At 34.4% G+C, this 15,546-nt stretch carries 12 protein-coding genes; all 12 read right to left on the reverse strand.

Going from position 1 to position 15,546, the window contains the following annotated elements; translation table 11 throughout:
* Positions 1 to 2,698: SprB repeat-containing protein (locus HPY79_09175; GenBank protein NSW45970.1), on the reverse strand; the 2,698-nt coding region annotated here is incomplete at its 3' end.
* Positions 2,699 to 2,826: 128 nt separating this feature from the next.
* Positions 2,827 to 3,696, reverse strand: a complete 870-nt coding sequence (locus HPY79_09180) for a lysophospholipid acyltransferase family protein (protein ID NSW45971.1) — start codon at positions 3,694 to 3,696, stop codon at positions 2,827 to 2,829.
* A 12-nt stretch (positions 3,697 to 3,708) separates the two neighbouring features.
* Complete coding sequence (locus HPY79_09185) at positions 3,709 to 4,752, reverse strand: TerC/Alx family metal homeostasis membrane protein (GenBank protein NSW45972.1); 1,044 nt, start codon at positions 4,750 to 4,752, stop codon at positions 3,709 to 3,711.
* Positions 4,753 to 4,814: 62 nt separating this feature from the next.
* Complete coding sequence (locus HPY79_09190) at positions 4,815 to 5,357, reverse strand: 2-oxoacid:acceptor oxidoreductase family protein (protein ID NSW45973.1); 543 nt, start codon at positions 5,355 to 5,357, stop codon at positions 4,815 to 4,817.
* 18 nt (positions 5,358 to 5,375) lie between these two features.
* Positions 5,376 to 6,152, reverse strand: coding sequence for a 2-oxoglutarate oxidoreductase (locus tag HPY79_09195; protein NSW45974.1), 777 nt, complete (start codon positions 6,150 to 6,152; stop codon positions 5,376 to 5,378).
* 15 nt (positions 6,153 to 6,167) lie between these two features.
* Positions 6,168 to 7,247, reverse strand: a complete 1,080-nt coding sequence (locus HPY79_09200; GenBank protein NSW45975.1) for a 3-methyl-2-oxobutanoate dehydrogenase subunit VorB — start codon at positions 7,245 to 7,247, stop codon at positions 6,168 to 6,170.
* Between the two features lie 20 nt (positions 7,248 to 7,267).
* Positions 7,268 to 7,501, reverse strand: coding sequence for a ferredoxin family protein (locus HPY79_09205; protein NSW45976.1), 234 nt, complete (start codon positions 7,499 to 7,501; stop codon positions 7,268 to 7,270).
* Positions 7,502 to 7,651: 150 nt separating this feature from the next.
* The gene (locus tag HPY79_09210; GenBank protein ID NSW45977.1) at positions 7,652 to 8,107 is read right to left on the reverse strand and encodes a ferritin family protein; all 456 of its coding nucleotides are present in this window, start codon (positions 8,105 to 8,107) and stop codon (positions 7,652 to 7,654) included.
* The gene (locus HPY79_09215; protein NSW45978.1) at positions 8,091 to 11,747 is read right to left on the reverse strand and encodes an FAD-dependent oxidoreductase; all 3,657 of its coding nucleotides are present in this window, start codon (positions 11,745 to 11,747) and stop codon (positions 8,091 to 8,093) included. Before HPY79_09215 ends, HPY79_09210 begins: the two co-directional genes overlap by 17 nt.
* 12 nt (positions 11,748 to 11,759) lie before the next feature.
* Positions 11,760 to 13,538 (reverse strand): NADH-quinone oxidoreductase subunit NuoF, encoded by a 1,779-nt coding sequence (locus HPY79_09220; protein NSW45979.1) that lies wholly within the window; start codon positions 13,536 to 13,538, stop codon positions 11,760 to 11,762.
* 10 nt (positions 13,539 to 13,548) lie between these two features.
* The gene (gene nuoE, locus HPY79_09225; protein NSW45980.1) at positions 13,549 to 14,070 is read right to left on the reverse strand and encodes an NADH-quinone oxidoreductase subunit NuoE; all 522 of its coding nucleotides are present in this window, start codon (positions 14,068 to 14,070) and stop codon (positions 13,549 to 13,551) included.
* Between the two features lie 84 nt (positions 14,071 to 14,154).
* Entirely contained in the window at positions 14,155 to 15,540 is a 1,386-nt protein-coding gene (locus HPY79_09230; protein NSW45981.1) for an NAD(P)(+) transhydrogenase (Re/Si-specific) subunit beta, read from the reverse strand.
* Positions 15,541 to 15,546: the final 6 nt, after the last annotated feature.

Below are 15,546 nucleotides of genomic sequence, written 5' to 3' on the forward strand. Positions count from 1 at the left end.
CGGTTCCGGTAACATGGTAAGCCGTAGTTGCCGATGGGCTAACCGTTAGTGAGTTGCCACTACCTAAACCATTATCCCAATTGTACGAAACTGCTCCTGAAGCAGTGAGTGTGCTATTGGCACCGGGGCATATCGACGATGGCGAAGCCGAAGCGGTTATGGTGAGTTGCGGTGGCTGAGTAATAGTTACAGATTGAGTTGTTGTACAACTGTGAGCATCGGTAATGGTAACGGTATAGTTTCCGGCAGCTAAATTGGTGGCTGTGGAATCCGTTTGTCCATTAGTCCATAGAACCGTATAGGGTGGTGTTCCTCCAATGGTGTTAACTGTGGCTGAACCATTATTACCGTTAAAACAGGTTACATTAACAATACTTGTTGTTGATTGTAAGGCAGCAGGTTCGGTAATGGTAGTTGAAATAACAGAAGTACAAGAATTAGCATCGGTAAGCGTAACAGTATATGTGCCCGCAGTTAAATTGTTAATGGTTTGATGATTGTCGTTATTACTCCATAAATAGGTAAATGGAGCTTGTCCGCTATTAGGGTTTATAGTAGCGGTTCCATCGCTACCACCGTAACAGCTGACCATGGATGGAGTTATAGTTCCTCCGCATATTGGGCAGTTTATGGTAATTGTATCAGTTAAAATAGGACCACACAATGGATTTACTTGTGCTCTAACAATATAGGTTCCATTTACTAAGTTGCTTAGGGTATTGGTAAGGCTCGTTGAACCGTTGGTTTGGTTAATTATATTACCACCGCTATCGTACCATGTATAATTAATAGTTGGATTTGTCAGGCTTGTATGAACCGTTACGGTAGCTCCCCCTAATTGTGCCCCTACGCAAAAGGTTGAGTCGGTTAAAGAGTTATTATTACATGAAGCACTTGCAGCAGCATAAATAACGGCAACACCTTCATAACCAGAAATATAAAGTAGATTTGAATTTCTATCATATTTAATATCCCAAACAAAAGTACCTGGCCAGTTTAATGGAATATTGGTTGGTCCTGAAATAGATGTACCATCGAAATAATAATGTAAAATATTACCACTTTTTCCACCTAAGTATACATTATTACAATCATCAACAGCTATACCTCCTTGTTGAATAGGTTCATACCAAACACCAGCAAAGCCTACAGAAGTTGCAGCAATTGAAGATCCATTGGCTTTATTGTATGCACATAGGCTTTTTCCGTCATACATGTATAAATAAGAATCATTAACGTCCATTGCATTAAAAGCATTGGAATTTTGAGCACCGCACCATGCATCCCATAGTGGATGATTAGAACATTCCTGAAATGAATACATACCATGAAAAGTCATCCAGATATTACCGTTAAAAGTATTGTTTACAAGAGAAAATCTGTCTTGTGTTGCAGTATTACCTGTTGAATATAATACAAATAAATGTCCCTGATTATCTACAACACCATTTACAACATCTTGTGAAATGTCACCTGCACCTGTGAAATTAGCAATTTGAGCTTGCCCATTAACAGTATTAATAATTCCACCATTTAAGTTGCTGTTTGTTCCACCTCCCAAACCAATAATTCTGTTGTTTGTACAATCAAATACCATATCCCACATTTCTCTAAAATTACTTAAAGCCTGAGACATAAAACCGTCTGCAACTGCTGTATTGGCATCGATCCTGTATGCTCTGGCTCCATCAGTTCTAAATCCTTCAGATATGTATATTTTGCTAGATAACCTATCTACTAAAAAATTTCCATCATATGTACTTTCTGTTGTTATTAAATGTGTCCATAAAATTGTTCCGGTAGATGAGTACTTTGTAACATAAAGACCCCCTCCATTTGTTCTTGAATATGCATACAAATTTTTATCAAAATCATAATCTACATCGTATGCCATATCTTCACCTGAATCTTGTGTTCCAGCTACCCATGGGTCTATAGTAATATTCTGATTTATGTTAGTTTCTTCTAAAAAAAAGCTAATAGACTTGTTATTGAGAATAAATGAAGAACCTACTTCTTTTCCAGATATGTTAATGAAAGATTTTGGGGCGTGTTCTATAATTGATGAGGCTGGAGTACTTACAATAATATTTCCATGATTATTCATAGACATATCACGAATATCTCCTGAATACAAAAGTTTTACTTGAGATAAATCAGCTCCTGGATGAAGAATGATATTATACTTTATACCTGCACTATCGGTTGGTAAAGTATATTCAATATCAATATTGGGATAAATATTTTTATAAATTAATTTCTTATAACCATAACAAAGTTGCTGATGTTCTCTAAAAGTAAAATAACCTTCAGTTTTTTCTAATGGTATTATTTGAACATCAGGATTAACATTTTGCCATTCTGCAAAAAGATAATATGACTTTGTTTTAGTTCTTTCGTATAATTCTTTTTCTTCGCCAATTAACTTAAAATAGGCAGAAACTAAACCTTTGGGTATTTGAATTGTATCTATTCGAATGATGATACCATTATTTGTAAAATAAAATTTTTCTTTACCTTTATAATATGCAAATAATATTTTTCTTTGCTGAATGTTTTCATCTTGTCCTTTATTTTCGATAATGGCATGCAAATTATTTAAACGTGCAGACCAAATTGTTTTTGTTTTTTCTTTTGTTTGTGCATAGTTTAGCAATGCTACGAGCACAAATACCAATATTAATAAATTCGTTTTCATGGTTCTGTTTTTTATAAAGACGAAAAGGCAAGCATTTGGTTGCCTTTTTTATGTAATAATATATAAAAGGACTATTTTTTTAATTCATTGATTTGTTTTTGTAATTTTTAAGATAAAAGTTAAATCTATTAAATAGGTTTATGTTTCCATCTGCGATGCGACCAAAGCCAATGTGTAGGATTTATTATGATATCATTTTCGAGAATTTGCATATATTTTTGAGTAATTTCGCCATCGTTGAGCGACAATGGATTTTCTGTTATGGTGGTAAAAGTAATACTATAGAAACCACGTTTTTGTCGTGTGATATTTACATAAACAATTGGCATGTTGAGTGTTTTAGCATATTTTTCTGGACCATGTAAGCAAGCGGTGGGTTGATTTAAAAAATTTGTCCAAATAGCTTTATTTACATTAGAAGGGCTTTGGTCGGCAACCATAGCAAAAAATGTTTTTTTATCTTTGTGTTCAAAAAATGATTTCGATGTTAAATAAATTGAACATAAAGAGATGCCAAATTTTGCTCTATTTTTTCGAATATAATGATCTAGAAAGCGATTAGATAAGGGTTTATATAAAGCTACGGTGTGCTGTTTTAGTTCTAACCCAGCTAATAATGCAGCCCATTCCCAATTACCATAATGTCCTAAAACACCAATAATGCTGTTTTTACGATTATATAAATCGTGCATAACTTCCACATTGGTAGTATAGATATGGTGTTTTATTTGTTTTGGCGACATGCTAAAACCTTTAATGGTTTCGACCATTATGTCTGAAATATTTTTATAAATAGGGAACAATAATTTTTTTAATTCTTTTTCTTTTTTATGTGGGAAAGATTTTTTAAGATTATTTAGAATTACTTTTTTTCTATATTGAACAACAAAGCATAACAGAAAAGCAAAAAAATCAGATATTCTATAGATAAACCAAAATGGTAGGAAATAAAAAAGTGCAACAAAAAATCTAAATAAAATATAGGAAATAAAAGACATGAAAACTAATTTTTATTTTTTTTGAGGAAATATAATAGACAATAAAATGCTTCCAAATAAAATACAAAGAACAATATAGAGCGAATGTTGAGTAGTAAAACCAATTTCTTTTAGCCATTCGTGAAAAATAAGTTTAACACCGATAAATACAAGTAAAAACGATATTCCAACTTTTAGAAATCTAAATAAATTGAGAACATGGACTACTAAAAAGAAGAGCGATCGTAAGCCAAGAATTGCAAATATGTTTGAAAAAAATACTATATAAGGGTCTTTTGTTACAGAAAAAATAGCGGGTACAGAATCGACAGCAAAAATAATATCGCTAAATTCGACGATAAGTAATACTAAAAACAATGGTGTAATATAAAGACGTTTTTGTTTTTTGATAAAGAAATTTTCACCTACAAATCGTGGAAAAACTTTAAAATATTTTGAAGCTAATTTAACTAACGGATGGTGCTGAGCATCTACTTTTTCTTCTTTGTTTCTATTAAAGAACATTTTAATTCCAGAGTAAAGTAGTATAGCACCGAAAACGTAAAACATCCAGCTAAATTTATGAATAAGCGCAGAGCTTAAAAATATAAATATAAATCTAAATATAATGGCTCCAATAATGCCCCAAAATAGAACGCGTTTGTAGTGAATTTCTTTTACATTGAAGCTAAAGAAAATCATTAATATAACAAAAATATTATCGATAGATAAGGTATATTCTATAAGATAACCTGTAATAAATTCAAGTGAAAGATTTTTATTATATAATTCTACAGCTTGTTCAAAGTTAAGATTGTTTATTTGAATAGGATGTGAGTTTTCTATAATTTTGGCTGTTAAGGTTTCTTTGTTTTCAATACCATGGAGTAGATTTCCTTCGAATCGTAAGAAAATATAAAAAGCCAGTGCAAAGCCAATCCATATCGAAGTCCAGATAAGAGATTCTTTCAAGCTAATTTTATGGCTATGTTTATCAAATATGCCTAAATCAATAAATAGAATTGAAAGGATAATAAGAATAAAAGACGAGAAAAAAATAAGTTCGTTTGTATGCATAATAAAAAAAATAAAAAACCCGCTATGAATATTTATAGCGGGTTCAAAATTAGTAAAAAAAATTATTTATTTTTAATAATTTCCATGCCTTTGAGAATAGCAGCTTTATTTTCTGGGATAAGATTATGATGTCGTTTAGGGAGTGATTTTTCAAGTCCTTTAATGACATTATCGAGTGCTACAATAGGTTTTATTTTGATATACCCACCTAATACAACCATATTAAAAATTTTAGTATTTCCCATTTTGGCAGCTTCTTCCGTAGCTTCGATACTATAAATGTTAATGTCTTTTCGTTGTGGATGACGTGTGATGCCATTGGGATCATATATAAGTGTTCCACCTGTTTTTACAGAATTTTCAAATTTATCAAGTGATTGTTGGTTTAAAATAATGGCTGTATCGTATTGATTAACAATGGGTGAGCTTATGCGTTCATCGCTAATTATTACAGTAACGTTAGCAGTGCCACCACGCATTTCGGGTCCATATGAGGGCATCCAGCTAACTTCTTTGTTTTGCATAATGCCCGAATAAGCTAATATTTTGCCCATAGAGAGAACTCCTTGTCCTCCAAAGCCTGCTATAATTATTTCTTCTGTCATAGTTGTCAATTTTTTAAATTAAACTTTTTCAACTTGTGGAACTTTAATGTCGCCTAATGGATAAAATGGAAACATATTTTCTTCCATCCATTTATTGGCTTGAACGGGTGGCATTTTCCAGCCAGAGTTGCAGTTAGAAACAACTTCAACAAAGCAAGTGCCTTTATTTAATTTTGAGTATTCGAATGCGTTGCGAATAGCTTTTTTAGCTTTACGAACGTTAGCGGGTGTATGTACAGATTGACGTGTAACATAGTAAGTACCCGCCAATTGAGCTACTAGTTCGGTGATTTTTAATGGGTTACCCATAATGCTGGTGTCTCGTCCATAAGGGGCAGTAGAAGCTTTCATTCCGGGTAGGGTAGTTGGTGCCATTTGTCCACCTGTCATACCGTATATACCGTTATTTATGAAAATGATAACAATATTTTCGCCGCGGTTACAAGCATGAATTGTTTCGGCAGTTCCAATAGCGGCTAAGTCGCCATCGCCTTGATATGTAAATACAAAGCGGTCGGGCATTAAACGTTTTAAAGCGGTAGCTAAAGAAGGAGCGCGTCCGTGAGCAGCTTGTTGCATATCAATGTTCATAAATTCGTATGCCAGTACTGAACATCCAACGGGTGCTATGCCAACAGTTTTTTCTTGAATACCCATTTCTTCTACTACTTCCATAATAAGGCGGTGAACCGTTCCATGTCCACATCCAGGACAGTAGGATAAGGTTTTATCTGTTAATAAAGGAGTTTTCTTGTAAACAAGATTTTCGGGTTTTATTATATCTTTAATATCCATAATTGAGCCTCCTTATTATTTAATAATTTGTTTTTTTAATGCTTCTAAAACTTCGCTTGGTGTATGAATTACGCCACCGGTTCTACCGTAATGTTCTACTGGTATTTTGCATTCTACGGCAAGTTTAACATCTTCTACCATTTGTCCTAAGCTCATTTCAACAGCTAGCATGCCCTTAACTTGTTTTGAGAGTTCTTTTAATCGTTCAGAAGGAAATGGGAATAAAGTAATAGCTCTTAAAAGACCTAATTTTATTCCTTCGGCTCTTGCTAAATCAACTGTTTTTTGACAAATACGGGCACTAGAACCATAAGCTACAAGTAAATATTCAGCATCAGTTGTTTGAATTTCTTCGTAACGAACATCTTCTCTTTTCATTTGTTCGTATTTGTCGCGTAGGTGATAGTTGTGTTTTTCTTGTTTATAAGGGTCCAAGTCGAGCGAAGTAATGATATTACGTTCGCGATAGGCTTTTTTGCCAATAGTTGCCCATGGGCATTGTTTTTCGATTTCTTCGAGTGTACGGCGAGGTATGGGGTCAAAAAGTTCTACTTTTTCCATCATTTGACCAATAACGCCATCGCTTAAAATCATAACGGGATTACGATATTTGAATGCCATTTCAAATGCAATGGGTACAAAATCGGCCATTTCTTGAACGGATGAAGGTGCTAATACATATAATCTATAGTCGCCATGACCACCGCCTTTAGTAGCTTGAAAATAGTCGCTTTGTGATGGTTGAATATCGCCTAATCCTGGACCTCCGCGTACAACATTTAAAACTAATAGTGGAAGCTCGGCCCCTGCCATATAAGAAATGCCTTCTTGTTTTAGACTAATACCTGGGCTCGAAGAGGAGGTTACTACTTTAAAGCCAGCACCACCAGCACCATAGCACATGTTAATAGCCGAAACTTCACTTTCAGCTTGTAATACTACCATGCCTGTAGTTTCATAAGGCTTTTGTGCCATTAAATATTCTAAAACCTCAGATTGAGGGGTGATAGGATATCCAAAATAAGCATCGGCTCCTGCTCGAATGCAAGCTTCGGCAAAAGCTTCGTTGCCTTTCATTAATTTTAATTCTCCCATATTTTTATTTTTTAGTTTAATTATTCATTTTCAACTTTTACTCGATAAACACTAATTACGCCATCGGGACAAACTATGGCACAATTGGTGCACCCTGTACAATCATCGGGGTTTTTCATGTAGGCATAGTGATAGCCTTTGCCATTCACTTCTTTTGCCAATTCAATAACTTCTTGCGGACATGCTGGAATACAAACACTGCATCCTTTGCATTTTTCAACGTCCACTACAATAGCTCCTTTTACTTTTGCCATATGTGTATTTTTTTTAATAACTATAATTTTTTTCAAAGCCAAAAATACTTTTATTCTTTAAAAGTGCAAATGCTTTTTGGCATATTTATAAAAAAATATCCGTTTACCATAATCGATAAACGGATATAATATTATTTTTGATGGAAGAGTTTAATTCTCTTTAAGAATAACTTCGTCGTATTCTATTTCGAACATTAATTTATGTTTCGATTCTTCTTGTGCTAAGGATAAAAATAATTTTACGAATTCAGGGTTTGAGGTTTGGTTGGCTAATTTTGTGTAAAGTCTAAAGGCTGCTTTTTCCCTATTCATAGCAAGTATGAGTGCTTCTTGGTAACTCATATTTTCATGGGGTTCATTTTTTTCTAAATAATCAGCAATGTTTAATTCGTTTATTTTTTCTTGACCTAGTGTAAAAGTTTTTTCTTCTTTTATTTTTATTAGTTTAGCTTTGTGTTTTATTTCTTCTTCTACAAAGTTGTAGAAGGTCGTTTTCATATCATCGGTTTTCGACTTTTGAGCTAATTCATTATAAAATTCTATAGATTTTTGCTCCATTTCTATTGCAAAATCTAAAATGTCGTCTATGCTATTGAACTGTTTCATATTTTTTAATGTTTAATTTTTTATTGAAGTATTCTACAAATTGTTGATTAATACAATCGCAACCATTGTTAAAAATGGTAAATAAGTTATCGTTAGTTGTAGGTCTAAATACAAAAGATTCGAATGGTTGAGCATTTGCGATAAAGAGATTTAATTCCTGATGTATGTCTTCGATTGAATTCAGATTGCTTATTCCAAAATTTTTTCCAATTCTAATCCATTGTTCGATATTGCTATACTCAAAAGGAGGATTTTTATGTTTTTCAATTTTTTGAATCATTCTAAGAGTATTAGTAAAGCTACCACCTGTTTCGTATGGTAATGAGGCAGGAAGAACTAAATTAGCACGTTGACCCGTTTCTGTTAGGAAATAATCTTGAACAACTATAAATGAAGCTTGGCTAAACCATTGTTCTACTTTGGGTTTATTAGTAGTTGTGCCTAATGGGTCTTCTCCTATAATATAGAAGTTATTTATTTCGTTTGTTTCTAGTTTATTGTAAAGAGATAAGTCGTTTAAATTATTAATTTGATTAAAATTGTTAATTCCTTCTCCAATACCTAAATTGAATAATCCTTCGGAGTTGTTTTTTTCTTTTAAAGCAATTAATCCCATGGCTGTTTTACCCATTTTGCCAGTTATTAAAGCTAAATTTCGTAATTCGAGCGAGGTATTGGAGGAAATGTGTTTTTCGGAATAAACAATAATAGCGTGATGGGTTTCGTTATATTCTTTGGCAAAGAGTTCAATGATAGATTTGTTTACTCCACTTTTTAAAATGAGGTTGTCGTAATTTTCTGATAATAATTGTTTTTTATATTCTACAAAGTAACTTGTATTTTGATTAATAAATAATTGATTTTGCAAATTATTGCTTAATAAATAGTAATTGACTGCTTTTATAAAATAATAATAAGATTGAACAATAATTTGGTGGTCAATTTTTTTAGATAATTTATTGTTTTGTAGGGTGGTGATTAGGTCGACAGGTATTTCGTTTTTATGTTTGTGGTTAAAAATCATATAACCTACCACGGGGTGTTCGTAATTTATTTCGGTGCCTAAAATGTAAATATGTTCGGCTTTTTTTATTTCGTCAAATGGTAGGTTGGCGATGCTATTTTCGGCATATCCATTTCCTCTTCCGAGATAGTGAAATGAACCAATGTTTGAATGAGTGTTAGTTGCAATTTTTTTTATGAGTAATAACTCTTCGTTTGTGAGTCGAGCACCCGTAAAAAATGCAGTTTTAGATCCATTTTGTTGTTTTAAATTGTCTGTAATAATTTGAAAAGCTTGTTCAAACGAAATTTCGTTCCAAACTCCGTTTTCTTTGTATAGAGGTTTGGTAATTCTTTTTTTATCGTTGATATAGTTATAACCAAATTTAGCATAGCTACAAATATTTGAATCGGAATTAACTAAGCCATTTGATCCTGTAACTTTCCATACAAAATCTTTTTTAGTATGGTATTCTAGTTCGCATCCTACCGAGCAATAATTGCATATGCTTTTAATGGCTTCTGTTTTTACCGGACCGGGTTTAAATATTACATTCTCACTTATGGCAGCTGTAGGGCAGGCAGATATACATAAACCACACGATTCGCAATCAGTTTCTGTTAAAGATAAACCTAAGCTAGGGGCAATGTAGGTATCGAATCCACGATTTACTAATCCTAACGCATTTGCGCCAACTACTTCGTTGCATATTCTAACACATCGAGCGCATAAAATACATTTATTATTGTCAATTTCGATAAATGGATGATCGAATCGTATATTATACTGTTTGAATCCTCCCTTATAGTTTTCTTGAGTGGCATGATATTGTGTAGCATGTTTTTTTAAATCGCAGGTATAATATTCAACACAACCACATTCTAAACATCTTGAAGCTTCTGCTTTTGCTACTTCTTCGTTTTCATAACCTAGTTCAACTTCTTTAAAATTGATACGTTCGTTAGCTGGTAATGTTGGCATTTCGTGTCTGTTTTGGCTAACGTATTTGCCTTTGTAATCTGCAGGGGTTTGTTTTTTAAAATTGTCTTTACGGCTAATAAATTCGTATTCTTCGGCTTTTATTTCTTGATTGGTTAAATATTGGTGGCAGCTTAGTGCGGCTCTTCGTGCTTGAGCAATTGCTTCAATGGCGGTAGCAGGTCCTTTAACTGCATCGCCAGCAGAAAAAATATTTGGAATGCCTGTTTGAAGTGTGATAGGATTAACATCAATGTTGCCATATTTGTTGAGTGCTAATTTGCCTGTTTTAGCATTTTGATTTATGTCATCTATAAAAGGGGCTAATGTTTTTTGTCCAATAGCAGCGAGGATATAATCGACTGGTAGTTCAAAATCGCTTCCTTCAATTGGTACAGGACGACGACGACCGGAGGCATCGGGTTCGCCTAACTCCATTTTTAGGCAAGTAATAGATTTTACTTTTCCTTGTTCGTCTTTATTTATTTTTTTGGGGGCAGTTAAAAACATGTATTCTACACCTTCGAGCTTCGATTCGTGGATTTCAATGGGGTTAGCGGGCATTTCTTTTTCGGTTCTTCTGTATAGTACATATACTTTATCGGCATGACAACGAATTGAAGTTCTGCAGCAGTCCATTGCAGTATTACCACCTCCGATGACAGCTACCGTTTTTTCTTTGAAATTATAGCGTTGACCCGTAATTTCCATGTTTCGAAGAAATTCTACACCACCGAATACATTTTCGGCGTCGTCGCCTTCGCAACCAACGGGTGTACTTCCTTGTGAACCGATTGTTAGAATAACGGCATCGTATTTTTCTTGTAATTCTTTATAGCTTAAATTATCACCGAGTTTTTTATTATAGTATATTTGGCTTAATCCTAACTCTAAAATGGCGTTTACTTCTTTATCGATAATTTCATTGGGTAAGCGATATTCAGGGATACCATATCGTAGCCATCCCCCGGCTTTGGGACTTGCTTCAAAAATATCGCAGTAATGTCCTTCGAGTTGTAAAAACCAAGCTGCCGATAATCCGCCCGGCCCAGCACCGATTATTGCGACTTTTTTTCCTGTGGCGGGTTTGGCTTTTGCAACATATCGATAGGGAGAATTTAAATCCATATCGCTTGCAAAACGTTTTAAATAATCGATGCCAACTCCTGCATTTTCTTCGAGAAGATTGCGTTGGCAAGCGGCTTCGCATGGGCGAACACACACGCGACCACAAATGGCAGGTAAGGGGTTTACTTGTTTAATAAGAGCCACGGCTTCGCTATATAATCCTTTCTCAATTAATGAGATATATCCTTGAACATCGACTCCTGCTGGGCAAGTCTGTTTGCATGGTGCTACGCAGTCGGCATAGTGATTTGAAACCAGCAAATCTAATGCTGATTTACGAGCTTTGTGTATTTTGTCATTATCGGTCGTGATTTTCATCCCTTCTGATATTTTTGTTGAACAGGAAGGTTGAAGTCCTCTCATACCTTCTATTTCAACTACACAAACAAAGCAAGACGAATAGGGTTCTAAACGAGGGTCATGACATAGTGTTGGTATTTCTATTCCATGACGTTGGGCTAATTCTAAAACAGATTCTCCGGCTTTACCAACTACCGGTTTGCCATTTAATATTACATTTACTTCGATCATAATAATTCTTCTTTACGATAATTTAATAGCTTCAAATTTACATTTGCTAAAGCAAACACCGCATTTGATACATGCATCTTGATTGATAAAATGCACTTGTTTTCTTTCGCCCGATATTGCATTGACTGGACAATTTTTAGCACAGATGGTGCATCCTGTACATTTATCTTCGATAATCGTATAGGTAATAAGTTTTTTGCAGCTATGTGCAGGGCATTTTTTATCTCGTATATGAGCTTCGTATTCGTGACGAAAATACTTAATTGTTGTTAATACTGGATTGGGTGCAGTTTGTCCTAATCCACACAATGAACTGTCTTTAATTTGATATGCTAGTTGTTCTAATAGTTCAATATCGCCTTCCTTACCTTCTCCTTCTGTAATACGTGTTAATATTTCGAGCATTCGTTTTGTGCCGATTCTGCAAAAGGTACATTTTCCACACGATTCTTTTTGGGTAAAATCGAGAAAGAAACGAGCCATATCAACCATACAGGTTGATTCGTCCATAACTACCATACCGCCAGATCCCATGATAGCACCGGTGGCTGTAATCGATTCATAATCTACGGGTGTGTCGGCTAAATAATCGGGAATACAACCACCTGAAGGACCTCCTAGTTGAACAGCTTTAAACTTTTTATTATTTTGAATTCCTCCTCCTAATTTATAAATGATATCATTAATAGAAATTCCCATAGGAACTTCTACTAAGCCACCTCTTTTAATTTTTCCAGTTAAAGCAAAAACTTTGGTCCCTTTAGATTTTTCTGTTCCATATTTATTAAATGATTCTGCACCATTTAAAATAATATAGGGTATATTGGCAAAAGTTTCAACATTGTTAATATTAGTCGGTTTTTTCCATAATCCCGAAACAGCGGGGAATGGTGGACGTTTGCGAGGCATGCCTCTTCGTCCTTCGACCGATGCCATTAGGGCTGTTTCTTCGCCACAAACAAAAGCACCGGCTCCTTCTTTTACATGAATATCAAAATTCCATCCTTCTTTGCCGTGAATATTTTTTCCTAAATAACCTTTTTGACGAGCTTGATCTAGCGCTATATTCAACCGTTTTATAGCAAGTGGGTATTCTGCACGACAATATATAACGCCTTCGGTTGCTCCAATGGCATAAGCAGCTATTGTCATTCCTTCGAGAACACTATGAGGGTCTCCTTCAAGAACGCTTCTGTCCATAAATGCACCGGGGTCGCCTTCGTCGGCATTACAAATAATGAATTTTTCGTCTGATTTACTCGATGCTGCAAATTTCCATTTTATACCAGTGGGAAATCCTCCACCGCCACGTCCTCGAATACCACTTTCAATAATTGTTTGAATAACTTGCTCAGGTGAAGTATGATTATTTAAAAGTTTTTTTATAGCTTGATAACCTCCACGTTTTTCGTATTCATCAATAATTTCTGGATTTATTATGCCGCAATTTCGTAAAGCTATTTTTACTTGGCCTTGCCAAAAGGTATCATCTTCATTTTGAAAAAGTTCCGTTTTAACAACGTATTCTTTAACGGGTTCTCCTAATTTTATGTGTTTTTCGATAATTTCAATAGTTTTGTTTTCGTCAATTTCGCCATATAGATATGAACCTGATTCGTCAATAATTTCTACTAAGGGCTCTCGGTAGCACATGCCAATACAACCGGTTTTTGTAAGTTCGAATAGAAGGTTTTCTTTTTCTTTTATTTCATTAAATTTATCGAAAACTTTATTAGCACCCGCTGCAATTCCACAGCTTGCTAATCCAACAAGGACTTTAATATTTTCCATATATATGTGCTTAATTTGAAGCTTTTAATTTTATTTCCTTAATAATATTAACGGCCGATTTGCCTGTAAGTTTTCCGTAAGTATCTTCGTCAATCATCATTACAGGTGCTAATGAACAACATCCTAAGCATGCTACTGATTCGACTGTATAAAAACCATCGGGAGTTGTTTCACCATCTTTTATTTGTAATGCTTCAAGAATGGAATCGCTTAATGCATTGGCTCCTTGAACATGGCATGCTGTACCATGACATACCTTTATTATATGTTTGCCAACGGGTTTTAGTCTAAATTGTGCATAAAAAGTTGCTACTCCGTACATTTCGCTTACTTTTAAACCAGTTTTTTGGCTTATATATTCAAACGCTATTGAAGGAATATAGCCAAAAATCTGTTGAGTCGATTGTAAAATGGGTATAGTATTACCTTTTTTGTTTTTATATTTTTCAATTATTGGATCTAAAAGTTTTAAATCAACTATTTGTTGGTTATCAGCAATAATATTGCTGTTTTCTATACGTTGAATTCGCATAATATTATGTTTTTGCAAATATATATATATGTATATATGTAATATGATTTATGAAATATAGTTAAAGCAAATAAAAAAATGATATTAATCAATTTTAGCATTGATTTTTTCGACGCTTTCTTTGGCGTCGCCATATAGCATATCGGTATTTTCTTTATAAAACAATGGATTTTCAACTCCAGCATAGCCTACAGCCATAGACCTTTTCATTACGATTACTCTTTTGGCTTTCCATACTTCAATTACTGGCATGCCATAAATAGGGCTAGAAGGATCTTCTTGTGCACCGGGATTTACGGTATCGTTAGCTCCAATAACTAAAACGACATCTGTATCGGGCATATCGGGGTTAACTTCATCCATTTCAAGTACAATATCGTATGGTACATTTGCTTCAGCCAAAAGAACATTCATATGACCGGGTAATCTACCGGCTACAGGGTGGATGCCGAAACGTACGGTTTTACCTTTTTTTCTTAATTTTTCTACTAAATCGTGAATAGGGTATTGTGCTTTAGCGACCGCCATACCATAACCTGGCACTATCATTATAGATTGGGCTTCGTTAAGGATTTCTGCAGCTTCTTCGTGTGTTATTGATTTTACAGTACCTTCTATTTTTTTACCTTTTTTTATTTCTTGTCCAAAGCCTCCAGAAATTACTGAAAAGAAAGAACGATTCATGGCATTGCACATGATAATAGAAAGAATTGCCCCTGAACTACCAACTAAGGCTCCTGTTACAATTAGTAAGTCGTTGCCAAGCATAAATCCGGAAGCTGAGGCTGTCCAGCCCGAAAGTGAATTAAGCATAGAGATTACAACGGGCATATCGGCACCGCCAATTGCCATAACCATCATGACACCAAAAAATGCTGCAATTATGGTCATTATGATTAAATAGGTCATGCCGTATGTTTCGGTTTGAAGAAGGAATAATACACCTAATACAATAGATGCGAGTAGCAATATAACATTTACTAAATCTTTGCCTTTATATACAAATGGTTTGCTGGTAATATTTTCGGTGAGTTTTCCCCATGCAATGATAGAGCCTGTAAAGGTGATGGCACCAATAAAAATGCCAACATAAATTTCAACTAAATGAATCGATTTTTCGGCACCTTGCATGAGCATTGTTTGTGGGTTAATAAACGTTCCGTAGCCAACTAAAACAGCGGCTAAACCAACAAAACTATGTAGTAACGCAATTAGTTGTGGCATTGCTGTCATTTCTACTCTTAGTGCTACTATTACTCCGATGATAGAAGCAATGATCATGGCTATAATAATATAAATGTAGCCATGAATATTTTCGCCCATAAGTGTTGCAAGAACGGCTATTACCATTCCAACAATGCCATAGATGACTCCTCTTTTTGCAGATTCTTGGGTTGATAAACCTGAAAGACTTAATATGAATAATATGGATGCAAAAAGGTATGCTGCAATTTGAATATGTGTAGTTATCATATG

This window comes from Bacteroidales bacterium, assembly GCA_013314715.1.
Classification (GTDB): domain Bacteria; phylum Bacteroidota; class Bacteroidia; order Bacteroidales; family GWA2-32-17; genus Ch61.

Bases quoted from the DNA above. Each gene is read 5' to 3' on its own strand.
- HPY79_09215 (NSW45978.1), bottom strand. From the start codon at position 11,747: ATGATCGAAGTAAATGTAATATTAAATGGCAAACCGGTAGTTGGTAAA.
- HPY79_09210 (NSW45977.1), bottom strand. From the start codon at position 8,107: ATGAAACAGTTCAATAGCATAGACGACATTTTAGATTTTGCAATAGAA.
- HPY79_09200 (NSW45975.1), bottom strand. From the start codon at position 7,247: ATGGGAGAATTAAAATTAATGAAAGGCAACGAAGCTTTTGCCGAAGCT.
- HPY79_09185 (NSW45972.1), bottom strand. From the start codon at position 4,752: ATGCATACAAACGAACTTATTTTTTTCTCGTCTTTTATTCTTATTATC.
- HPY79_09220 (NSW45979.1), bottom strand. From the start codon at position 13,538: ATGGAAAATATTAAAGTCCTTGTTGGATTAGCAAGCTGTGGAATTGCA.
- HPY79_09190 (NSW45973.1), bottom strand. From the start codon at position 5,357: ATGACAGAAGAAATAATTATAGCAGGCTTTGGAGGACAAGGAGTTCTC.
- HPY79_09195 (NSW45974.1), bottom strand. From the start codon at position 6,152: ATGGATATTAAAGATATAATAAAACCCGAAAATCTTGTTTACAAGAAA.
- HPY79_09205 (NSW45976.1), bottom strand. From the start codon at position 7,501: ATGGCAAAAGTAAAAGGAGCTATTGTAGTGGACGTTGAAAAATGCAAA.
- HPY79_09180 (NSW45971.1), bottom strand. From the start codon at position 3,696: ATGTCTTTTATTTCCTATATTTTATTTAGATTTTTTGTTGCACTTTTT.
- nuoE (NSW45980.1), bottom strand. From the start codon at position 14,070: ATGCGAATTCAACGTATAGAAAACAGCAATATTATTGCTGATAACCAA.